The sequence below is a fragment of the Pelagimonas varians genome, from assembly GCF_003208435.1.
GTDB classification, from domain to species: domain Bacteria; phylum Pseudomonadota; class Alphaproteobacteria; order Rhodobacterales; family Rhodobacteraceae; genus Pelagimonas; species Pelagimonas varians.
Genome location: NZ_QKMF01000004.1, coordinates 293,534 through 314,511, shown reverse-complemented (window position 1 = coordinate 314,511; position 20,978 = coordinate 293,534). Strand labels below are relative to the sequence as shown.

The window sequence follows — 20,978 nt, the reverse complement described above, 5'->3', positions numbered from 1 at the left end:
ACGGCGGACAGGCATGACCCGTTCGGGCGGCCCTAGCCGTGAAACCGATGTCCGAGGCCTAAATGAAACTATAGCCCCGTAGACCGTTCTGGTCCTTGATTTGGATCACCGCTGGTGCCGGACGTTAGAGCCAGATCTGCGGGTTTATTGTGGCACAGTAAGCTCTTACGCCGCGGCTACATCTACCAAGGCAGTGTGTGCGCTGCTGCCTTGCCCAAGCAACGACGTGCCAACATCCAATGTTAGGACATTGGGGTTGCCATTGGGGTCAATGTTGCCTTGTGCGTCGCCAAACCACGCACCGGTTGGCAAAGCGACCACACCTGCAAGAATGTCCATGCTGATTTTGGCGCGCGCCCGACATGCGCCGCGCCCATTAAACACCCGCACCAATTGACCGCTTTCAATCCCGCGGTCTTTTGCATCTGTGGGATGCATCACAATGGTTTCAGGCCGCGCACCGTCGATATCTTGAAGCGCGGCTTCGAGCTGGCTGTGCAACTTGTCGCCCGGTTGCGGGGAAACCAGATGCAGCGGAGCCACGGGCGTCGCAGCCCCGAGCCATTCGGACGGTGGCAACCACGTGGGATGGCCTGCACAATCGGCATAGCCAAACTCTTCGATGGTGGATGAAAAAATCTCGATATTGCCAGAGGGGGTGCCAAGCGGATTTTGAAGCGGGTCTTGCCGAAACAAAGCCATTTGGGATGGGCGGTAGCTGTCGTCCCTGATCGGCAAACGGACCCAGTTTTCTTGGCGCAACCTGTCGAAATCCGGCACAGTGATGCCGCTTTTTTCAGCCCGGTCACGGTACTGAGTGAAAAGAGTTCGAAGCCAATCCTCGGCGCCGCGCCCTTCGGTAAAATCTGCGCCAGCCCCCAGTCGATCGGCCAGTCCTCCAAAGATCGCATAGTCATCGCGCGCACCGTCTACAGGCGGCACCAAAGCCGGCATATTGAACAGGTAGTCATCCATGCTCGACCGGCCGATATCTTCGCGTTCATAAGGGGTTGTGGCCGGAAAAACGATGTCCGCACGCTTGGCCGTAGCCGTCCACCACGGTTCATGCACAATGACGCATTCGGGGCGTTGCCACGCCTTATGAAGACGGTTCAGATCTTGGTGATGGTGGAAAGGGTTGCCGCCGGCCCAATAGACCAGCCGGATATCGGGGTATGGTCCGCGCTCTCCGTTGAAATCATAGTCTTGTCCGGGGTTGAGAAGCATATCCGCGACCCGCGCCACCGGAATGGACTGGCGCACCGGATTTTCCCCTTGGTCCAGTGTCATGCCCCCCAGTGGGCGCATGGATTTCCCTATGCCGCCAATCGCACCATAGCCATAGCCAACACCGCCGCCAGGCAGGCCAATCTGCCCCAACATCGCGGCCAGAACCGCGGACATCCAATAGGGCTGTTCGCCATGTTCTGCGCGCTGCAAGGACCAAGATACCGTGATCAAAGTCCGTGTGCGGGCCATCCGCCGCGCCAAGGTTCGGATTTGATCTGTGGCGACGCCTGTCAGCTCTGCCGCCCAGTCTGGGTTTTTGGGCTGGCCATCGATTTCACCCATCAAATACGGGCGGAAACGGTCAAATCCAGTGGTATATTGGTCGATAAACGCATGATCCGTCAGGCCTTCATCCTCAAGCACAAAGGCAAGTGCCAGCATCAAGGCCGTATCTGACGCCGGTTTAACCGGTAGCCAGTCACAGCCCGCGACACTGTCCGTGCGCTGCGGCCCGACATTGAGGCAATACATGCCTTTGGCCGCAAACCGGTCAAACCACGTTTCAGTGTCATGCTCGGTGATCCCGCCCATGCTGACCTGCGCGTTTTTGGGGTTGATACCGCCAAACATCACCATGGTTTCAGTGTTGTCGCCAATCGTCGCCCAGCTGTCTTGGCAATCATAGGTGTACTTTAGGAAAGGAATGCCCAAAACGTGGGGCATGATGGCCTGCGCACAGCCCGTGGAATAGCTTCCGAAGGAGGCAACATATCCGCCGATCTTGTTGAGAAACCTGTGAATTTGACTTTGGGCGTGATGGAAGCGCCCCGCCGATCCCCAGCCGTAAGAGCCGCCATAAATGGCCTCGTTGCCATGTTCTTTGCGGATGCGGTCAATTTCGGCGGCTGCGATATCCAGCGCTTCATCCCATGGCAGTTCAACATAATCGCCATCCCCGCGTCCTGACCGATCCCGATTGTCCAACCAAGCACGCCGGATGGACGGGCGCGCCACACGGGCCCGATGATGAACTGCCGCAGGAATGATTTTGTGGATTTCAGTAGGTGAAGGGTCGCCTGCAAAGTGCCGGGTTGCAACGATTTTATCGCCTTGGGTGTCGACTTCGAATGCCCCCCAATGGCTGGTTGTCACTTGGGTTTTGCAGTCAGTATAATCGGTCACGCCAGCATCCTATGTCTTGCTGTCAGTCAATCCGGCCACCTTGCGACCGACCTTTGCAAAAGACCAGCACCAAAACGCAAAACGCCCCGCCATTTTCTGACGGGGCGTTTCAACGTGAAGCGATGCTTTTACGCGCTGGCAGCAGCCATCTGGGTATCGCGGCGCTTTGTCAGCTCTTCCGCGACCAAGAATGCCAGTTCAAGCGATTGTGAAGCGTTCAAACGTGGATCGCAGGCGGTGTGATAGCGATCTTGCAGGTTCTCTTCGGTCACGGCGCGGACGCCCCCGGTGCATTCAGTGACATCAAGGCCCGTCATTTCAAAATGAACACCGCCCGGTACTGTGCCTTCGGCGTTATGCACACCAAAGAAGTCCTGCACTTCGCGTAGAACCGATTCAAACGGACGGGTTTTGTAGCCGGTTGCCGATTTGATGGTGTTGCCATGCATCGGGTCACAGACCCAAGTTACATTCGCGCCCTCTTCGGCCACAGCCTTGATCAAACGTGGCAGATGTTCACCCACATTTCCGGCCCCGAAGCGGGCGATCAATGTCAATTTGCCCGCTTCATTTTCCGGGTTCAACTTGGCCATCAAGATTTTGAGATCTTCCGCGGTGGTGGTCGGACCGCATTTCAATCCGACGGGGTTCAAAACGCCGCTAGCATATTCCACATGGGCACCGTCAGGCTGACGGGTGCGATCGCCGATCCAAATCATATGACCGGAGCCCGCAAGCCACTTGCCCGAGGTTGAATCGCGACGGGTCAGCGCCTCTTCATATTCCAGCAACAAGGATTCATGGCTGGTGTAGAAATCCACGGTCTGTAGGGTATGCGCGCGGTCCGCAGTGACACCGGCTGCTTTCATGAAATCAAGCGTATCGCTGATGCGGCCCGCCATTTCACGATAGCTGGCGGCTTTCTCGCCCTCGGTAAAGCCCAAAGTCCAAGCGTGGACCTGATGTACGTCGGCATAGCCACCCGTTGAAAACGCGCGCAACAGGTTCAATGTCGCTGCGGCTTGGGTGTAGGCTTGTAGCATTTTCTTAGGGTCGGGAATGCGCGATTCAGGTGTGAAGGCCAGCTCGTTGATAATATCGCCGCGGTAGCTGGGCAGTTCAACACCATCGATTGTTTCGGTTCCGGCCGAGCGCGGTTTGGCAAACTGACCGGCCATACGGCCAACTTTGACCACAGGAACCTTGGCCCCATAAGTCAAAACCATGGCCATCTGCAACATCACCTTAAAGGTGTCGCGGATCGCATCAGCGCTAAATTGTTCAAAGCTTTCGGCGCAATCACCGCCCTGTAGCAAAAACGCCTCGCCGCGCGATGCCGCCCCTAGCGCGTTTTTCAAGCGCCGTGCTTCGCCAGCAAAAACCAGCGGCGGATATTGCGACAATTGCGCCTCAACAGCATGCAATGCCTCCGTGTCGGTATACTCCGGCATCTGGATCCGAGGCTTATTGCGCCAGTTTGATTTTTGCCACTCGGTCATGGAAATTCTCCGCATCTATCAGTCGGCTGTTCTGGTCAGCACGTTATTCTTAGCGTTAACAGCGCTGCTGTATAGCCAATCTCACACGCTCTTACCAGACGTGTTTTGCGCAACAGATCTTGACGTATTTGGCACATTCTGACCATCTGGATATCACCACCCGGCGAACCGGGCCTCACTGCCCACCAAAAGGATGCCGTCCAATGCACCCGCCGAAACATACCCCCGCGTTGGAGCTGAAAAATACGGATGCAAAGCCAAGGCGCTTTGTCTTTGTATTGCTTGATGAATTCACTCTGTTGTCCTTTGCATCTGCATTGGATTGCTTGCGGTTGGCCAATCGCATGTCCGGCAAACAATTGTACCTTTGGCACAACGTTGCCGAGGGTGGAGGAATCGTTCGCTGTTCAACCGGAACCGGTTTTCAAAGTGATGGCGATCTGGAAGATTTGCACCGCGATGACACGCTGATTTTGTGCGGCGGGGCAAACGTTCAAAAAGCGACAACCAAACGCCTGCTAAACTGGGTGCGCCGCGAAACCCGCAAGGGGGTGGCCGCAGGCGGGCTGTGTACCGCAGCCTATTCTCTTGCCAAAGCGGGTCTGCTGGACGGGAAGAAAGCCACCATTCATTGGGAAAACCAGGACAGTTTTGCTGAGGAATTCGAAGAAGTCGAACTGACGAAATCGGTCTATTGCATCGATGGCAATCGCATGACCACCGCCGGTGGCACGTCTTCAATTGATTTGTTTTTGAAACTCATTGCCGATGACCATGGTGAATCCTTGGCTTCGGCCGTGGCTGACCAGCAAATCTACAGTTCGATCCGAACAGACCGCGATACGCAGCGATTGTCGGTTCCAACCCGAATTGGCGTGCGACATCCTAAACTGAGCCAGGTGATCCAGATGATGGAGGCCAATATCGAGGAGCCAATAAGCCCTTCGGTTCTAGCCAAAGATGTTGGCATGTCGACCCGCCAGTTGGAACGCTTGTTCCGCCGGTATCTAAGCCGCTCGCCGAAGCGCTATTACATGGAACTCCGGCTGCAAAAAGCCCGCAATCTATTGATGCAAACCGACATGAGTGTCATCAATGTCGCCTTGGCCTGCGGGTTTGCTTCCCCGTCGCATTTTTCCAAATGCTACCGGTCACACTATGAAACCACGCCCTACCGTGAACGCGGCACCCATGCGACCCGGCTGTCCGTGTGATTGAAACGGCGCGACTGACCCTACGGGCCGGGCGCGCCGACGATTTGACACCGTTACACGAGATTTTCTCGGACACGCGTGCCATGCGCTATTGGGATCGGCCCCCGCATGAAAATCTGGATCAGACAGCGCGTTTTTTGGACAACTTCATGGTGCCAGACCCGCAGACGCGTGAGGAATACATATTAGAGTATCAGGGCAGATGTGTTGGCAAGGCGGGCATGTGGCGCAGATTTGAAATTGGCTACATCTTGCACCCCGACCTTTGGGGCCTTGGGTTGGTTACAGAAGGCCTGCAAACCATTGTGCCGCGTGTGTTTGAACGTTTTCCGGACGCAGCCAGCCTTACTGCTGAACTGGACCCGCGCAACATCGGGTCCGTCAAAGTTCTTAGGAAACTTGGATTTACTCAGACAGACCTGAAAGAAAAGAACTTTCTATATGGCGAAAGCGAATGGTGCGACACCGCCTACTTTCGCTTGCTTCGCCCTTAAAACAACGAGTTCAAAGTCGTGAAGTCTGAATTGAAGCGAAAGTTGATTGCAACCATCTCATTGCCGCGATCATGGTACAGCACATACGCATAGACATAGGCAATGCCGGTCCAATAGGACAAAAGCTCTTGCTGGAAGCCCCCTTCGAGCGCACCGCGCCGGATCACAGCAACGTGCTCAAAATCATTGGGGTACAGCTGTCCGACCTGCGCGTCCAAACGGTCCAACTGCTCTTTTGTCATCTCATCCGCACCGCCGAACTTGATCATAAGTTCCGGAATATTGCGGTTCATCATCAGACGGTCCATTTCGCCCCGCATGGAGATGTAATTGTCGAAAATCGGTTCTTGTGCACCGACGGACGTTGCAATGCTGGTGATCAACGCGGCGATTGAAAGAAAACGCATAGTGGTCTCCGAAATGAATGAATGTTGCGCCTATTATCACACAAGACGCGCGGTTTTTCCATTGTCGATCAGAGCCTTCCCAAGACAGCTTTGCCTCCCCGCCGGACGCACGATGACCCGCCTTTTGTTTGCAAAAAGCCGGACAATCCTGTGCGCACCGTGTGGCGGCAGAATCGGAGGAAACGGCCAACTCTACAAAAACATTTTCACCACCTCATTACTGGGTCCTGAAACAAGGCAATAATGGACCGGCACTGGGGCCAAATTAATTCCTTTTTTTCAAGGACATTTGTCGGTGTGGAGATCTTGCGTCCACCGACAATATTCGGACGCGCGCCCAAAAAATATGCGCTTTTCTTTTCACAAAAGCAGGCATACGCTTTGCTCCGATCAAAAGATCCAACACGGGATAAAAAAATGAAAAAAATACTACTCGCCTCCGCAGCTATCGCGCTTACCGCCGGTTCTGTTTCAGCCGAAGACGTTCCAGTGGGCGTTATCCTCAGCTTCACCGGTCCAATTGAATCGCTCACCCCAATGATGGGTGGCTCTGCCGAGCTTGCGTTCAAAGAAATCAACGAAACCGGTAAGTTCCTGAACGGCACCACGCTGGTTCCGGTCCGCGCAGACGCAACTTGCGTTGACGCCGCCGCAGCGACAGCCGCAGCCGAACGTCTGGTTACATCTGACAAGGTTGTCGCCATTATGGGCGCTGACTGTTCCGGCGTAACCGGCGCGATTTTGTCGAACGTTGCGATGCCAAACGGCATTCCTATGATTTCGCCTTCTGCCACTTCGCCTGCGCTGTCTTCTGCCGAAGACAACGGCCTGTTTTTCCGCACCGCGCCATCGGACGCGCGTCAGGGTCAAGTTCTGGCTGACATCCTGAAGGAAAAAGGCGTCTCAGAAGTCGCAGTGACCTATACCAACAACGACTATGGCAAGGGTCTCGCGGATGCGTTTATTGCAGCCCACGAAGCGCATGGCGGATCGGTCACACTGACAGCTCCTCATGAAGACGGCAAAGCCGACTATTCGGCTGAGATCGGCTCTTTGGCTTCTGCCGGTGGTGATTTGCTGGCAATTTTCGGTTACTCTGATCAGGGCGGCAAAGGCATCATCCAAGCCTCCGTCGACACGGGTGCCTTCGACACGTATTTGCTAGGTGACGGCATGTATGCAGACGCCTTGCTGGTGGATCTTGGTGCCGATTTGGAAGGTTCCTTTGGTACAGTTCCTTGGGCCGAAGGCGAAGGCACCGAACTGTTCAACGCACTTGCCACGGCAAATGATGTGAACCCGGACAGCTCCTACACCCGTGAATCCTATGACGCGGCCGCGCTTTTGGCGCTGGCAATGGCAGCAGGCGGCGCGGCGACTTCGGAAGCTGTCGCAGCAAACGTGATGAACGTGGCCAACGCTCCTGGCGAAAAGATCCTGCCCGGCGAATTGGGCAAAGCCTTGGACATCTTGGCCGCTGGCGGAGAAGTTGACTATGTTGGCGCAACCGGTGTTGAATTGATCGGCCCAGGTGAAGCAGCTGGCACATACCGCCACTTCACAATCGCTGAGTCCGCCTACGAAACCGTCGAGTTCAAATAAACAGCGAAACGTTTCAGAAACAGCCCGGGGGCATCCCGGGCTGTTTTGCTATTTAAGAGAGCGAGAGAACATCGCTCCGAGGGGAGATAGCCTTGATCCGGGTTGAAAACCTACACCGCCATTTCGGCGGTTTCCGAGCGGTTGACGGTGCATCTTTGCACATCGCCAAAGGCTCGATCACCGGGCTTGTTGGACCCAATGGGGCCGGCAAAACCACGCTTTTCAATGTCATCGCAGGCGCCCTGCCCCCGACATCCGGGCAGGTCTATATGGACGGTGAAGATATCACCGGCCTGCCGCCGCATGAATTGTTTCACAAAGGCCTCTTGCGCACCTTCCAGATTGCGCATGAATTCGGGTCGATGTCCTGCCGCGAAAACCTGATGATGGTTCCGGGCGGACAATCGGGCGAACAGTTGTGGAACACATGGTTTGGCCGCAAACGCATCGCTGACGAAGAACGCGCATTACGGGCAAAAGCCGACGAAGTTCTTGATTTTTTGACAATTTCCCATCTGGCAGACCATCCCGCTGGTGCCATTTCCGGCGGTCAGAAAAAGCTGTTGGAACTGGGCCGCACGATGATGGTCGACGCCAAGATTGTGTTTCTGGATGAGGTCGGTGCCGGTGTGAACCGCACCTTGTTGATGACCATCGCCGACGCAATTCTCCGACTGAACAAAGAGCGCGGCTATACCTTCTGCGTCATCGAACACGACATGGATTTCATCGGCAAGCTGTGTGATCCGGTGATCGTCATGGCCGAGGGCAAAAAGCTGGCCGAAGGGACGCTCGATCAGATCAAGGCCAACAATCAGGTGATCGAAGCCTATCTGGGCACGGGCCTTAAAAACAAAGACATGGAGGCCGTGGAATGAGCAATTCCCCATATGACGATCACGGCAACAAGGACCTGTCGCTTGGCAATGCCAAGGGTATGGGCGAAATTGACACCACCAAACACAGCGGTCCGACACATGAAAGCGCCGGTGAGCCGTTTTTGATCGGTGCCAATATGACCGGTGGTTACGGCAAGCACGGTCCAGATATCCTGCACGACTGCACGATTGCTGTCGAAAAGGGGGAGATCGCGGTGATTGTCGGCCCCAACGGTGCCGGTAAATCCACCGCAATGAAAGCAACCTTTGGCATGCTGAACCTGCGCAAAGGTCATGTGACTTTGGACGGTGTCGATATCACCGGACTGACGCCGCAAGACCGCGTTGCCAGAGGGATGGGATTTGTTCCGCAGAACAACAACATCTTCACTTCGATGACTGTTGAGGAAAATCTGGAGATGGGGGCGTTTTTGCGAACCGACGATTACCGCCCGATCATCGAACAGGTCTATGACCTGTTTCCGATCCTGAAGGAAAAGCGCAATCAGCCCGCCGGAGAGCTTTCGGGCGGCCAGCGCCAACAGGTTGCTGTCGGCCGTGCCTTGATGACCCAACCCAAAGTGTTGTTGCTGGATGAACCAACCGCTGGCGTCTCTCCAATCGTGATGGACGAATTGTTTGACCGGATCATCGAAGTTGCCCGATCCGGCATCTCGATCCTGATGGTGGAACAAAATGCCAAGCAAGCACTTGATATCGCCGACAAAGGCTATGTTCTGGTTCAGGGGGCAAACGCCCACACCGGCACTGGCAAATCCCTAATGGCCGACCCTGAGGTCCGTGCCAGTTTCTTGGGAGGTTAAAGTCATGCAAAGCCTTACTCACCCGCAGGGCTGCAATACGCCCCCTGCCCTGACCACCCCCAGTTTGCGCGAGGTTCGGGACTGATGGATCTATTGAACGCCCTTGTGGCGCTTACCAACTTTGTTTTGATCCCGGCGATGACCTATGGCAGCCAACTGGCGCTTGGCGCGCTTGGGGTGACCATGGTCTACGGGATCTTGCGGTTCTCCAACTTTGCCCATGGTGACACCATGGCCTTTGGCACGATGATCGTAATTTTGTTCACGTGGCTGTTTCAGTCGATGGGCATTTCATTGGGCCCGCTTCCAACAGCCTTGCTTGCCATTCCGTTTGGGATCGCCGGCACATCTTTGCTGCTTTTGGGCACTGACCGCGTTGTTTACCGGTTCTATCGAGCGCAAAAAGCAAAACCGGTGATTGTGGTCATGGTCTCGCTCGGGGTTATGTTCATCTATAATGGTTTGACCCGCTTTATCCTCGGGACCAATGAACAGCGGTTTGCCGATGGCGAACGGTTCATCATTCGCGCCCGCGAGTTCAAGGAAATGACCGGTCTCAAAGAAGGTTTAACCTTTAAAACGACCCAAGGCCTGACAATCGTGACAGCCATAGTTGTGGTGATTGCGCTGTTCTGGTTCCTCAACAAAACCCGCACTGGCAAATCCATGCGCGCCTTTTCGGACAACGAAGATCTGGCATTGCTGTCGGGAATCAATCCGGAACGTGTGGTCATGGTGACATGGATCATCGTGGCAGGTTTGGTCACCATTGCCGGTACGCTTTACGGGCTCGACAAAAGCTACAAGCCATTTACCTACTTCCAGCTTTTGTTGCCCATTTTCGCAGCCGCGATTGTTGGTGGCCTTGGCAGCCCGATTGGCGCCATCGCTGGTGGATTTGTCATCGCCTTCTCCGAAGTGGCTGTAACCTACGCATGGAAAAAGGTGCTGGTCTATGCCCTGCCAGAAAGTCTCGAGCCAGAGTCTTTGGTGCAGCTGCTTGCTACAGAATATAAATTCGCGGTCAGCTTTATGATCCTCGTGATTGTTTTGCTTGTCAGACCGACGGGTATCTTCAAAGGAAAATCGGTATGACCCAGTCTTTGAGAACCATTCTCCTCTTCGCTCTGGTGGCCGTTTTGATCATCGGCACGGGGATCCTACAGGGGCCAAACCTTGCGCTTGTGATCCTGAACATGGGCCTTGTCAGCGCGATCATGGCGCTTGGGGTCAACCTGCAATGGGGGATCGCGGGCCTGTTTAACGTTGGCATCATGGGCTTTGTTGCCCTTGGTGGTCTCGCGGTTGTCCTGACCTCTATGCCGCCGGTGGCCGAGGCCTGGGCCGCAGGCGGTGTTCGTGCTTGGGCTGGCATTTTGCTTGGGGTCTTTACTGTTTTCGGATCGGCCATGGTCTACAAGCGCACGCGCAAAGGCTGGCTGGTGGGGTTGATCCTTCTGGTGGGTTTTGTGGCCTATAACTGGGTTCGTGATCCAGCTGTCAGCGCGATCGAAGCCGTAGACCCCGCTGCAACCGGCTATCTAGGCGGTTTGGGGTTGCCGGTAGTACTGGCTTGGCCTGTCGGCGGTCTGCTTGCCGCCGGTGCTGCGTGGGTGATCGGAAAAACAGCCCTTGGCTTGCGCTCCGACTATCTGGCCATCGCGACATTGGGTATTTCGGAAATCGTTATTGCCGTTATCAAAAACGAAGACTGGCTGTCGCGCGGCGTTAAAAACGTCAACGGCCTGCCGCGTCCCGTCCCCAACGAGATCGATCTGCAAAACGATCCGGGATTTGTCGAAGCGGCTGCCGGTTACGGGCTTGATCCAACTTTGGCTTCTACGCTGTATGTCAAAACCGGTTATGCACTGATGTTCGCAGTGGTGCTGGTCATCTTGCTGGTCTTGTCTCAGCTGGCTTTGAAATCGCCTTGGGGCCGCATGATGCGCGCCATTCGCGACAATGAAACCTCGGCCCGCGCCATGGGCAAAGACGTTACATTTCGCCACCTTCAGGTCTTTATCCTTGGCTCTGCCATTTGCGGCATTGCCGGTGCGATGATGACAACGCTGGACGGGCTGTTTGCGCCTACGGCCTATCAGCCCCTGCGCTACACCTTCTTGATCTGGGTGATGGTGATTGTCGGCGGTTCGGGCAACAACCTCGGGGCGGTGCTTGGCGGTTTCCTGATCTGGTTCCTTTGGGTTCAGGTCGAAACAGTTGGTCCTGACATCATGGTGTTTTTGACCTCTGGCCTTGCCGAAGGTTCTGCGTTGAAAACCCACCTGATGGACAGCGTTGCACATATGCGGTTGCTGACAATGGGTGTGATCTTGCTCTTGGTGCTCAGGTTTAGCCCGCGTGGATTGCTGCCGGAAAAATAGAGTCTTGGCAGAACAACAAGTAAAAAAGGCCCGCGCTCCCCAAGCGCGGGCCTTTTTCATTACTTCTTTTTCTTCGGACTTAGGTCAGAGACGTGACCCACAAAATGGATGCATCTTCGTCAGACACCGAAATCACGTTATGTCCCATGGTGGAATCGTAATAGGCACTGTCACCGCGGCGCATTTCAATCGGGCCATAGAATTCGGTATAGAGCCGCACCACACCGGTCAGTACATACAAAAATTCTTCGCCATCGTGGCGGACCCAACCGTCAAATTCTTCCATTGTCCGCGCCCGCACCCGCGCCCGATACGGAAGCATTTTCTTGCGCGTCAGATTTTCAGCCAGCAGTTCGTGTTCATAGGTCGCGGTGGCATGTTGCTGCCCTTCGCCCGAGCGGTTGACCGCCATCCGGCCATTGACCTTTTCCTGCTGCGGCTGCGTAAACAGCTGCGGCACACTGATTTCCAACCCGACAGCCAGCTTTTTCAGCGCGTCATAGGTTGGTGACATCTGCCCGTTCTCAATCTTGGAGAGCGTGGACCGTGCCAGACCGGCCTGCTTGGCGGCCTGTTCCAACGTCCAGTTCTTTTCCTTGCGCAGGTCGCGCACGCGCACCCCCAAGTCGAGAGGCTCTGGAACGGTATCGTCGCCATTTTCGCGTGCAATACTGATAAGGGATTTTGGATCTCGCGTCATAGTGTCCTGCTATAGGCGCAGAGCATCGTTCAGGCAAGCAATCAACTTGAACCGATGCGCCGCGAGGCTTAGGTCAAGCCCATGCAATCACTTTTTGACACAGGCGCGCTTGCGCCCTGCCCGACGCCCTTCAATCTGGCGCAGTATGTTTTGTTCGCAGGCCTCAAATGCCCCGAGAAAACCGCGCTGTCCATTGTGTCGCCCACAACGCACAAGGATTGGAGTTATGGCGCGCTGACCTCAGCCATTTTGGGAACGGCGACGGGATTGTTGGAAAGCGGGTTGAAGCCCGGTGACATTATGCTGATGCGCCTAGGCAATTCGGTGGATTTTCCGATTGCCTATCTGGGGGCAATCGCCGCCGGTATTATTCCCGTTCCGACCTCGTCACAGCTGACCGAAATCGAAGTGTCGAAGATTCTTGCACAACTGTCTCCGGCAGCGATTTTGCGCGGCGACGGCATTGCCTGCCCGAACGTCGATATTCCCGTTTTTACTGCTGCACAGTATGAGGGCTGGCATGACCTGCCACCGGCCGAGTTCAACTTGGGCGATCCGAACCGCTTGGCCTATATCATCTATACCTCCGGCACGTCGGGAACGCCGCGGGCGGTTGGCCATGCCCATCGGGCAATCTGGGCGCGGCAGATGATGATGGATGGCTGGTATGACCTGAAGTCAGACGACATTTTGCTACACGCCGGAGCGTTCAACTGGACCTACACGCTGGGCACCGGGTTGATGGACCCGTGGACGCGCGGTGCGACGGCCCTGATTCCTGTCGATGGCACGGATCCTGCGCAGTTGGCCCTGTTATTGCACCGGTATAAAGCAAGCATTTTTGCTGCTGCACCGGGGGTTTACCGCCAGATACTCAAGTTCCCATCCCCTGACTTGCCGCATCTGCGGCACGGATTGGCCGCCGGTGAAAAACTATCCTCCAGCTTGCGTGAAGGCTGGCAAGACCGTACCGGAACCCGAATATATGAAGCCTACGGCATGTCGGAATGCTCAACCTTCATTTCAGCATCACCGTCAGCCCCCAGCAAAGCCGGAACCTTGGGCAGCCCGCAACATGGCCGCCGGATTGCAATTTTGGATGATTCCGGTTCACCTGTTCCTTTGGGCACCGAAGGCGTGATCGCAGTCCACAGCAGCGATCCCGGCTTGATGCTGGAATACATCGGCGCACCAGATGCGACCCAAGACAAGTTTGTCGGTGACTGGTTCTTAACCGGCGATCAAGCGATGATGGATACAGACGGCCAGATCACCTATCTGGGTCGCAATGACGATATGATGAACGCGGGCGGCTATCGCGTTTCTCCACTTGAGGTCGAAGCCGCCTTACATGGATTGCCCGGTGTGACGGAATTGGCCGTGACCGATATTGCAGTCAAAGCCGACGTGCGCCTTATCACGGCTTTTTACACGTCTGCAGCGCCCTTGGACGAAGACCAACTCAAAGACATCGCCGGTCAGCGACTGGCAAAATACAAATGCCCGCGCAGTTTTGTCCGCATTGAAGCCATGCCTAAAAACCCCAATGGCAAATTGTTGCGACAGCGCTTAAAAGACAGCTCATAACGCAAGCCTCGCCATTCGGGCACTGCATTGATACATCTGGGTCGTTGCCGGCCAAAAGGACACGATTCATGATCCAACTCGACATCTTTTCCGACCCGATTTGCCCTTGGTGCTATATCGGAAAGGCCCATCTCGACAAAGCCTTGGCCGATCATCACGATCATCCATTCCAAATCCGCTGGCTGCCATTCATGTTGAATCCAGCGATGCCAGCCGAAGGCATGGATCGCCGTGCCTATCTCGAAGGCAAATTCGGAGGCAAGGATGGCGCGATCCAAGCCTACATGCCCGTGCATGAAGCCGCCGCTGCCGCCGGATTGGACATTAATCTCGATTTGATCAAACGTACTCCGAACACTGTCGATGCACACCGGCTGATCCATTGGTCCGGTGTTGAAGGCACGCAAATCGCCGTTGTGTCGTCCTTGTTTCAGGCCTATTTCGTCGATGGTCGGGACATTTCGGACCATGACGTTCTGGCCGATATTGCCGATGGCTGTGCGATGGACGCAAGCGTGGTGTTGCGTCTTTTGTCTTTGGATGAAGACAAGCGCGAAATTGTTGAGCGCGATGCAGCTGCACGCGGTATGGGCATCAATTCAGTGCCAACCTTTATCGTCGCTGGCAAACATGCGGTGCCGGGTGCGCAGCCACCGGAACTTTGGGCGCAGGTCATTGCGGAATTGCGTCAAGGAGAAGGCCAATCCGCATGAACGGCTACAAGGTGATGACATTGGTCGCCATGATGATCGCGGTGATTTCAATCGGAACTGTTTTTTTTCACGTTGTTGAAGAATGGTCCTGGCTGGATTCGTATTTCTTTACTGTGGTCACCCTATCGACGGTTGGTTACGGGGAACTGGTGCCCGCCACTGCTATCGGAAAAATTGGAACCACCGTTTTTATCATTACCGGGCTGGGGATTTTTGCAGCTGCGATCCAACAATTCGGCCATTACGCAATTCGCCGACGTGAACATCATACCGAAACTCTTCATGCAACGCTGGGCCGTGAAGAACCGCAGACTGCCAACCAAGATCGGGCTCCGGACAATCAGGAACCCGATTACAGGTCTTAGAACGGCAAGAAGTCTTCGCCAAGTTCATAGCTTTTGACCGCCAAAAGTGGCTGGTCACCGTCAAATGCAAACACAAAGATGTTGGCCATCTCAGAGGCCAATGTCATGCGGCAGAAAACAACATCCGGATCGAACTCTGTTGGACAGTTTTCCAAATCGACGTGATCCACCGACTGTTCAAATACATCATATGTGAAAACGCCACCGTCAAGGTAGGCTTCGCCGCCATGGTTTTCTCCTGGGCCAGACGCAAACGCGCCTGTTCCGACAAGGAAAAGCGCGGCTGCGGTTAAACTGCGGATGTGGGGCATTGGTGGTCTCCTATTTTGATTTCGCATTACCTGACAGATTTAATCGGATTAATAAAGCGCAAAATTCGCACCGGATCGACCTGTTCTTTCAAAGCGATGGCTGCTACGCGCTTGTCTTTGCCTGCGAGGTTTTATGCGCGCCCTTCCTTCAAAGCTTGAAATTATCTCAATTATTGCGATGCTTTTTGCCACGATAGCCTTTTCAATCGATGCAATGTTGCCCGCGCTCCCGGAAATCGCGGAAACCTTGACCCCGCAAGACGTGAATCGGGCACAATTTGTAGTGACGAGCTTTGTCTTTGGCATGGGGGTCGGAACGCTGATCACTGGCCCCTTATCAGATTGGTTGGGGCGCAAACCTGTCGTGCTTGGAGGCGGCTGCCTTTATATCATCGCCGCTCTTATCGCAGCAAAATCCGACAGTCTGGAAATGCTATTGGTAACCCGCTTTGTCCAGGGGCTCGGCGCGGCTGGCCCACGGGTCGTGTCGATGGCAGTTTTACGGGATCTGTTTTCCGGGCGGGAAATGGCCCGAACCATTTCTTTTGTGATGATCATTTTCACCATGGTGCCAGCAATCGCCCCACTGTTTGGATCCATTTTAATTGCCTGGAGCGGGTGGCCCGCAGTTTTTTGGTCCTTCGCAATATTTGCCGGTATTTCAAGTTTATGGTTTGCTCTGCGTCTACCTGAAACATTGCCCGTTGATAAACGCCGCCCCTTTACGGCGCGGTCACTGTGGTCGGCGACCTGCGATATGTTTCGAAACCCAGTGGTCCGTTTGTCGATTGTCGCGCAAGGCTTTTGTTTCGCGATCTTGTTTTCAATGGTTTCGATGGTTCAACCTGTTTATGATGAAGTATTCGGGCGGGCCGACAGCTTTCCCTACTGGTTTGGCGGCGTCGCGGTGCTGGCTGGAACCTCTGGATTTGTGAATGCGACCTTGGTGATGCGGGTCGGTATGCGGCGTCTTGTGTCAGGAATTTTACGGGCTCAAATGTTGTTCAGCTCGGTGATGTTGGGCAGCGTGATCATGGGCATCTCCGGCGATGCAGCCTTTTATACATTTGTGATTTGGCAAACGACCGTGTTTTTCCAAGTTGGTCTGACGTTGGGAAATCTGAACGCCATCGCAATGGAGCCCATGGGCAATATCGCAGGACTGGCCGCGTCCATCATGGGATTTATCGCGACGGTTGTGGCGGTTTTGTTGGCCGCCCCGATTAGCCTTAGCTTTTCCGGAACCATCACGCCCTTGGTACTGGGTATTTTGACATACACAGCCTTCGCTTTGATCACGATGCTGTTCATGGCAAAGGCCGAAAGGTCGCATGCGTCCGCCTAATTAGAGGGCTAAGCCGCCTTAGCCCCGTCCAACAAATCTTCATCAGTTAGGGAAAAGGCCGCCAAATCTTCGGACAGTTTTTTGGAGGCCATGGTCAAACGGCGGCTCATGGCACCAAGCTGCCCCCCCATTTCCACCGTTTTCTTTGTTTCGGTGTCGGCTTTCTCGACCATCCCATGTAGCCGTGCCAATGCCTCGGCCTGCTGATGGTTTTGATCAGAAATTGAGGATGCCAAACCATCCATCTCCGCAATTTTGCCTTCAATTTGCTCTAGGTGGCGACCGGCGGCATTCACCAATTCGGCTCCACTACTGACCTGATCGCTGCTTTTTGTGATCAGACGTTTGATTCCACTGGCCGCCTCAGAAGTGCTTTGGGCCAGCTGTCTGACTTCGGCAGCCACAACAGCGAACCCTTTGCCTGCTTCTCCGGCACGTGCAGCCTCAACACCAGCATTAAGCGCCAAAAGGTTGGTTTGAAACGATACATCATCAATCAAGTCGACGATTTGTGAGATTTCGCGCGATGAAGATTCAATCATCTGCATGGCTTCAATAGCGTTTTGAGTAACCTCACCGCCCTGCATCGCACTGGAGCGCACTTCACCAGCGCTCATGGCCGCGTGGCTGGCCTGCTCAGCCGTTTTTGCCAACGCGGCTTTTAACTCAGTCGCCGTCGTGTTCATGTCAGTTAGGGAACCTGCCTGCGCATCAGTAAGCTGAGACATGCTATGCACCGCTTTGACCAGTTGCATCGCATCAAGCGCCAGCTCATCCGCAACCCCATCTGCTCGCGAAAATGCTTCACGAAGGGTTTCAACCGCGATGTTAAAATCTTCCCGCAAGACATCGTATTCTTCAGGAAATCCGTCCTGAATGTGACACGTCAAATTGCGACCTGCCAATTGCGTTAGGGTGTTTCGCAAGGCGGCAATCACACTTCTGGCTTTTTCATGCGCCTCTTGCGCATCTTTGTGCGCATCAGCGGTGAGACGCGTCTCTGCCTCCAACTCTTTGCTTTTAATCTCAATTTTTCGTGCGTCAGCGGTGCGCTGCGCAATCGCGATGGCCAAAATGAACGCTTCGATCAGAACCACGCCACTGTGAAAACCGCTGCGCGTCAGATTCTCAACCAATCCGGCGGAAGGAAACAGCAAACTTGGAGCAACGGTAGCCAATACCATCTGATGCGCGATTGTCAGGCTACTTGCCCAAAACAGCACAGGAATACGACCCATTGTTGACACCAAAGCCAAAAATGCAAAATACAAAACGTGGGTGTCTGTTTGCCACGCATGCCCTTCGAACAGTGCCGTGATCAACATCGTTTGCCCCAAAACAGAGGCGGTTTTTATATAGTCGGAAAATTTGGGTGCCAAGCGATGGGACAACACAGCTGCCGCTGCCATCCCCAGAGAACCGACTGCGGCCACGGCCAGAGAAGAGCCTGCGAATGCGGCTGAAAACAAAGTAATGGGCACCAAAAACAAGGATGTCATCAAAGGAAGATCCCAAGCTTGGAGCCTTTCAGAAACCCGCAACAAAACACTCATCAAACTGCTCTCCATCTCACCAACACCCTGCCTGTACAGGGACCAGATACTTTTTGTACGCAGCCTGCGGACCAATCCATTTTTGGGTGAAATGCCATTCCAAATCAGACGATGCAGGTCTTTGTACCCCCATTCATCGCTACACCAGTTGCGTTTCGCAGCCTTTAACGCCGCCAAGAAACTGCCTTCAATTGCCGCCATTCTTTTGATGTGATTTCAGTATACCATTGCATACAGTCTTTTCTCAGCAACCAAAGTAGGTTATGAAGCGTTCAAACACACGCGCCAGTAAAGTGAGATTGCGATGACCAAGATCAAGGTAACGAATCCGATTGTTGAAATGGACGGGGATGAAATGACCCGTATTATTTGGCATTTCATCAAAGACAATTTGATTTTGCCCTACCTTGACATTGATTTGCTCTATTATGATCTGGGCATCGAAGAACGCGACCGGACCGAGGACCAAATCACCATCGACGCCGCCGAAAAAACCAAGGAGGTTGGCGTTGCCGTAAAGTGTGCAACGATCACTCCGGATGAGCAGCGGGTTGAGGAATTTGGGCTGAAAAAAATGTGGCGCAGCCCAAATGGCACCATCCGCAACATCCTGGGTGGTGTTGTGTTCCGCCAGCCGATTATTTGCAAAAACGTGCCGCGCCTTGTTCCCGGTTGGACACAGCCGATCGTTGTGGGCCGTCATGCCTTTGGCGATCAATACAAAGCCACGGATTTCCGCTTTCCCGGTAAGGGCAAGATCACGATGAAATTCGAGGGCGACGACGGCACTGTCATCGAAAAAGAAATCTATGACGCGCCAAGTGCCGGCGTCACTATGGGCATGTACAATCTGGACGATTCCATTCGTGATTTCGCCCGCGCATCCCTGAATTACGGGCTCAATCTGGGCTGGCCGGTCTATTTGTCGACCAAAAACACCATTCTCAAGGCCTACGACGGTCGTTTCAAAGACCTGTTTCAGGAGATTTTTGAAGAAGAGTTTGAAGCCCAATTCAAGGAAGCCGGTATTGAATACCAACACCGTCTGATCGATGACATGGTGGCTTGTGCTTTGAAATGGAACGGCGGCTTTGTCTGGGCCTGCAAAAACTATGACGGCGACGTACAATCCGATACCGTGGCACAAGGTTTTGGGTCATTGGGCATGATGGCATCGCAGTTGATGACACCGGATGGCAAGATCGTTGAGGCCGAGGCCGCCCACGGCACCGTCACCCGCCATTATCGCCAACATCAGGCCGGTGAAGCGACGTCTACCAACTCGATCGCGTCCATCTATGCGTGGACCGGAGCGCTTAAGCACCGTGCGAAGCTGGATGAAAACGAAGCGCTGCAGGGCTTTGCCGAAACGCTTGAAAAGGTGATCATCGATACGGTGGAATCCGGACATATGACCAAGGATCTGGCCCTGTTGGTTGGTCCCAATCAGGGCTGGCTCACAACCATGGGCTTCCTTGAAAAGATTGACGAAAACCTGAACAAAGCACTGGCTGGCTAACGTCAACCAACAAATGTCCGAAGCCTGATTTGGGGCTTCGGACGTCGTGAGTTTTGCACGCCTTCCGGCCTATCCCTGCCCGTGAAATCTTGGCGGTATTTGCGTTCGAAATGGCAGCTTCAACGCTCGGGCTTTTACGACGTTGTGCCGCTCTAAACGTGCCGGCTTGATGGAAAGGGTCGCATGGGCTTTGGCCTCGGCCTTTTCCCACGGCAACACCGGTTTGTCCGCAAAAACGGCTTTAAACGCCACCGAATCTGCCTCCGCGGCCTGCCATCCGGCCCCGGGCAAGCCGTGCCCGCCGGAATTTCCCACCTGCATCCGCACCTTGCTTGCGTCCTCTAAGGCCGCCGTATTGGCGTATTTTAAATGGGCCAAAAATAGCCCCCTTGGCATTTCAAAGGGAAAGCCAGCCAATCTGCGCGCCGCAACACGGACGCCGTGCAGGGAAAAATCGATGGCCCGCCGGGATGCGACCGCCTTGGAATAATGCCCGCTAAAGGCAATATGACGGCGCTGCCCAAACACCGGTCCTTCTGCTATTGGCGCGTCACCGGGCATTTCAACCAGATCAAAGCCCAAAGCCGTGACAACAGGCGCGCCGTGATCGCCTATAATCGCCTCGGCCAAAGAGCCGTACTGATCGGGATCATAACAAATCAGCTCATCCGCATCGGTTCGGACAACCCAATCATAGACAGCTGACAGCCCGGAGTGAATTCCATCTAAAACGGCACCGCGTTTTTTATCGAAATCGTCAAACCCATCGCGGGCAATGGTTAAAACACTGGCTTTGGGGCAAATTTCCTGAATCAGAGGATCGGCACCATGCGCTACAATAAACAGGTTCTCCGGCCCAAAATGCGCCGCGTGATGGGCATACCAGCGCGACAAGGCCCAGTGGTCGCGGTGTACCATGGTCAAAGCTGCGATTTTCATAGGTATGTCCCCTTTGACACCAAATCTAACCCATAGCCAAAGGTCGCAACAGCCCAAGGTACCCTTGAAATCGAACCCAGCGCACAAAAAAAGGGCCCCCTAAGGGACCCGTCTAGTTTCGTCGATAGGGCTCCTATGTTTCACCGCCCTTGATTTTGCCTGCGGCCCTATCTCCGTTCAGGATACGCGCACGTACCCCAGAAAACTGCAAAGGGCAGGTTTACCACCTGCC

The 20,978-nt window shown here is 54.5% G+C and carries 19 protein-coding genes; 12 read left to right on the top strand and 7 right to left on the bottom strand.

Going from position 1 to position 20,978, the window contains the following annotated elements:
- Positions 1-165 precede the first annotated feature (165 nt).
- A complete protein-coding gene (locus tag C8N36_RS07640; protein ID WP_245910752.1) occupies positions 166-2,412 on the bottom strand; it encodes a molybdopterin-dependent oxidoreductase in 2,247 nt (748 codons plus the stop codon).
- 128 nt (positions 2,413-2,540) lie between these two features.
- A complete protein-coding gene (locus C8N36_RS07635) occupies positions 2,541-3,911 on the bottom strand; it encodes a class II 3-deoxy-7-phosphoheptulonate synthase (protein ID WP_097803861.1) in 1,371 nt (456 codons plus the stop codon).
- Between the two features lie 203 nt (positions 3,912-4,114).
- Here C8N36_RS07635 and C8N36_RS07630 point away from each other — a divergent pair, with 203 nt between their 5' ends.
- Together C8N36_RS07630 and C8N36_RS07625 are read left to right on the top strand one after the other, a co-directional pair.
- Positions 4,115-5,125 carry a GlxA family transcriptional regulator gene (locus tag C8N36_RS07630; RefSeq protein ID WP_097803862.1) on the top strand — a complete coding sequence of 337 codons (1,011 nt, stop codon included), beginning with the start codon at positions 4,115-4,117 and terminating at the stop codon, positions 5,123-5,125.
- Complete coding sequence (locus C8N36_RS07625) at positions 5,122-5,619, top strand: GNAT family N-acetyltransferase (protein ID WP_097803863.1); 498 nt, start codon at positions 5,122-5,124, stop codon at positions 5,617-5,619. Before C8N36_RS07630 ends, C8N36_RS07625 begins: the two co-directional genes overlap by 4 nt.
- Here the strand turns inward: C8N36_RS07625 and C8N36_RS07620 are convergent.
- Complete coding sequence (locus tag C8N36_RS07620) at positions 5,616-6,026, bottom strand: hypothetical protein (RefSeq protein WP_097803864.1); 411 nt, start codon at positions 6,024-6,026, stop codon at positions 5,616-5,618. The two genes, C8N36_RS07625 and C8N36_RS07620, sit on opposite strands and share 4 nt — an antisense overlap.
- Positions 6,027-6,443: 417 nt before the next feature.
- On the opposite strand from C8N36_RS07620, the gene C8N36_RS07615 reads away from it, so the two are divergent.
- The 5 genes from C8N36_RS07615 (at position 6,444) to C8N36_RS07595 (ending at position 11,714) form a co-directional block, all read left to right on the top strand.
- On the top strand, positions 6,444-7,628 hold the full coding sequence (locus C8N36_RS07615; RefSeq protein ID WP_097804133.1) for an ABC transporter substrate-binding protein: 1,185 nt from the start codon (positions 6,444-6,446) through the stop codon (positions 7,626-7,628).
- Positions 7,629-7,720: 92 nt separating this feature from the next.
- Positions 7,721-8,506: an ABC transporter ATP-binding protein gene (locus C8N36_RS07610; RefSeq protein ID WP_097803865.1), complete on the top strand. Its 786-nt coding sequence runs from the start codon at positions 7,721-7,723 to the stop codon at positions 8,504-8,506.
- Positions 8,503-9,330 (top strand): ABC transporter ATP-binding protein, encoded by an 828-nt coding sequence (locus C8N36_RS07605; RefSeq protein ID WP_097803866.1) that lies wholly within the window; start codon positions 8,503-8,505, stop codon positions 9,328-9,330. Before C8N36_RS07610 ends, C8N36_RS07605 begins: the two co-directional genes overlap by 4 nt.
- A gap of 84 nt (positions 9,331-9,414) precedes the next feature.
- Complete coding sequence (locus tag C8N36_RS07600; RefSeq protein WP_097803867.1) at positions 9,415-10,425, top strand: branched-chain amino acid ABC transporter permease; 1,011 nt, start codon at positions 9,415-9,417, stop codon at positions 10,423-10,425.
- On the top strand, positions 10,422-11,714 hold the full coding sequence (locus C8N36_RS07595) for a branched-chain amino acid ABC transporter permease (RefSeq protein ID WP_176527072.1): 1,293 nt from the start codon (positions 10,422-10,424) through the stop codon (positions 11,712-11,714). Before C8N36_RS07600 ends, C8N36_RS07595 begins: the two co-directional genes overlap by 4 nt.
- Positions 11,715-11,793: 79 nt before the next feature.
- On the opposite strand, the gene C8N36_RS07590 is transcribed toward C8N36_RS07595, so the two are convergent.
- Positions 11,794-12,414, bottom strand: coding sequence for a helix-turn-helix domain-containing protein (locus C8N36_RS07590; protein WP_097803868.1), 621 nt, complete (start codon positions 12,412-12,414; stop codon positions 11,794-11,796).
- 81 nt (positions 12,415-12,495) lie between these two features.
- Here C8N36_RS07590 and C8N36_RS07585 point away from each other — a divergent pair, with 81 nt between their 5' ends.
- The 3 genes from C8N36_RS07585 to C8N36_RS07575 all read left to right on the top strand — a co-directional run bounded on the left by C8N36_RS07585 (position 12,496) and on the right by C8N36_RS07575 (position 15,079).
- Positions 12,496-14,001, top strand: a complete 1,506-nt coding sequence (locus C8N36_RS07585; RefSeq protein ID WP_097803869.1) for a class I adenylate-forming enzyme family protein — start codon at positions 12,496-12,498, stop codon at positions 13,999-14,001.
- A gap of 68 nt (positions 14,002-14,069) precedes the next feature.
- Positions 14,070-14,714: a DsbA family oxidoreductase gene (locus tag C8N36_RS07580; protein ID WP_097803870.1), complete on the top strand. Its 645-nt coding sequence runs from the start codon at positions 14,070-14,072 to the stop codon at positions 14,712-14,714.
- Entirely contained in the window at positions 14,711-15,079 is a 369-nt protein-coding gene (locus C8N36_RS07575; RefSeq protein ID WP_097803871.1) for a potassium channel family protein, read from the top strand. Before C8N36_RS07580 ends, C8N36_RS07575 begins: the two co-directional genes overlap by 4 nt.
- Here C8N36_RS07575 and C8N36_RS07570 read toward each other — a convergent pair.
- Positions 15,076-15,390 (bottom strand): hypothetical protein, encoded by a 315-nt coding sequence (locus C8N36_RS07570; RefSeq protein WP_097803872.1) that lies wholly within the window; start codon positions 15,388-15,390, stop codon positions 15,076-15,078. The two genes, C8N36_RS07575 and C8N36_RS07570, sit on opposite strands and share 4 nt — an antisense overlap.
- Before the next feature lie 133 nt (positions 15,391-15,523).
- Between C8N36_RS07570 and C8N36_RS07565 the strand changes: the two genes are divergently transcribed.
- A complete protein-coding gene (locus tag C8N36_RS07565) occupies positions 15,524-16,735 on the top strand; it encodes a multidrug effflux MFS transporter (RefSeq protein WP_097803873.1) in 1,212 nt (403 codons plus the stop codon).
- A gap of 8 nt (positions 16,736-16,743) precedes the next feature.
- Here the strand turns inward: C8N36_RS07565 and C8N36_RS07560 are convergent, their stop codons facing one another.
- Positions 16,744-18,288, bottom strand: coding sequence for a methyl-accepting chemotaxis protein (locus tag C8N36_RS07560; RefSeq protein ID WP_170125832.1), 1,545 nt, complete (start codon positions 18,286-18,288; stop codon positions 16,744-16,746).
- Between the two features lie 304 nt (positions 18,289-18,592).
- Between C8N36_RS07560 and C8N36_RS07555 the strand changes: the two genes are divergently transcribed.
- On the top strand, positions 18,593-19,807 hold the full coding sequence (locus C8N36_RS07555) for an NADP-dependent isocitrate dehydrogenase (protein ID WP_097803875.1): 1,215 nt from the start codon (positions 18,593-18,595) through the stop codon (positions 19,805-19,807).
- A gap of 69 nt (positions 19,808-19,876) precedes the next feature.
- On the opposite strand, the gene C8N36_RS07550 is transcribed toward C8N36_RS07555, so the two are convergent.
- Positions 19,877-20,746, bottom strand: coding sequence for a glycosyltransferase family 2 protein (locus C8N36_RS07550; RefSeq protein ID WP_097803876.1), 870 nt, complete (start codon positions 20,744-20,746; stop codon positions 19,877-19,879).
- Positions 20,747-20,978: the final 232 nt, after the last annotated feature.

Excerpts from the sequence above, each read along its gene's own strand:
- C8N36_RS07635 (WP_097803861.1), bottom strand. The coding sequence starts at position 3,911 with ATGACCGAGTGGCAAAAATCAAACTGGCGCAATAAGCCTCGGATCCAG.
- C8N36_RS07630 (WP_097803862.1), top strand. The coding sequence starts at position 4,115 with ATGCACCCGCCGAAACATACCCCCGCGTTGGAGCTGAAAAATACGGAT.
- C8N36_RS07620 (WP_097803864.1), bottom strand. The coding sequence starts at position 6,026 with ATGCGTTTTCTTTCAATCGCCGCGTTGATCACCAGCATTGCAACGTCC.
- C8N36_RS07615 (WP_097804133.1), top strand. The coding sequence starts at position 6,444 with ATGAAAAAAATACTACTCGCCTCCGCAGCTATCGCGCTTACCGCCGGT.
- C8N36_RS07605 (WP_097803866.1), top strand. The coding sequence starts at position 8,503 with ATGAGCAATTCCCCATATGACGATCACGGCAACAAGGACCTGTCGCTT.
- C8N36_RS07600 (WP_097803867.1), top strand. The coding sequence starts at position 9,415 with ATGGATCTATTGAACGCCCTTGTGGCGCTTACCAACTTTGTTTTGATC.
- C8N36_RS07595 (WP_176527072.1), top strand. The coding sequence starts at position 10,422 with ATGACCCAGTCTTTGAGAACCATTCTCCTCTTCGCTCTGGTGGCCGTT.
- C8N36_RS07590 (WP_097803868.1), bottom strand. The coding sequence starts at position 12,414 with ATGACGCGAGATCCAAAATCCCTTATCAGTATTGCACGCGAAAATGGC.
- C8N36_RS07585 (WP_097803869.1), top strand. The coding sequence starts at position 12,496 with ATGCAATCACTTTTTGACACAGGCGCGCTTGCGCCCTGCCCGACGCCC.
- C8N36_RS07580 (WP_097803870.1), top strand. The coding sequence starts at position 14,070 with ATGATCCAACTCGACATCTTTTCCGACCCGATTTGCCCTTGGTGCTAT.
- C8N36_RS07575 (WP_097803871.1), top strand. The coding sequence starts at position 14,711 with ATGAACGGCTACAAGGTGATGACATTGGTCGCCATGATGATCGCGGTG.
- C8N36_RS07570 (WP_097803872.1), bottom strand. The coding sequence starts at position 15,390 with ATGCCCCACATCCGCAGTTTAACCGCAGCCGCGCTTTTCCTTGTCGGA.
- C8N36_RS07565 (WP_097803873.1), top strand. The coding sequence starts at position 15,524 with ATGCGCGCCCTTCCTTCAAAGCTTGAAATTATCTCAATTATTGCGATG.
- C8N36_RS07560 (WP_170125832.1), bottom strand. The coding sequence starts at position 18,288 with ATGAGTGTTTTGTTGCGGGTTTCTGAAAGGCTCCAAGCTTGGGATCTT.
- C8N36_RS07555 (WP_097803875.1), top strand. The coding sequence starts at position 18,593 with ATGACCAAGATCAAGGTAACGAATCCGATTGTTGAAATGGACGGGGAT.
- C8N36_RS07550 (WP_097803876.1), bottom strand. The coding sequence starts at position 20,746 with ATGAAAATCGCAGCTTTGACCATGGTACACCGCGACCACTGGGCCTTG.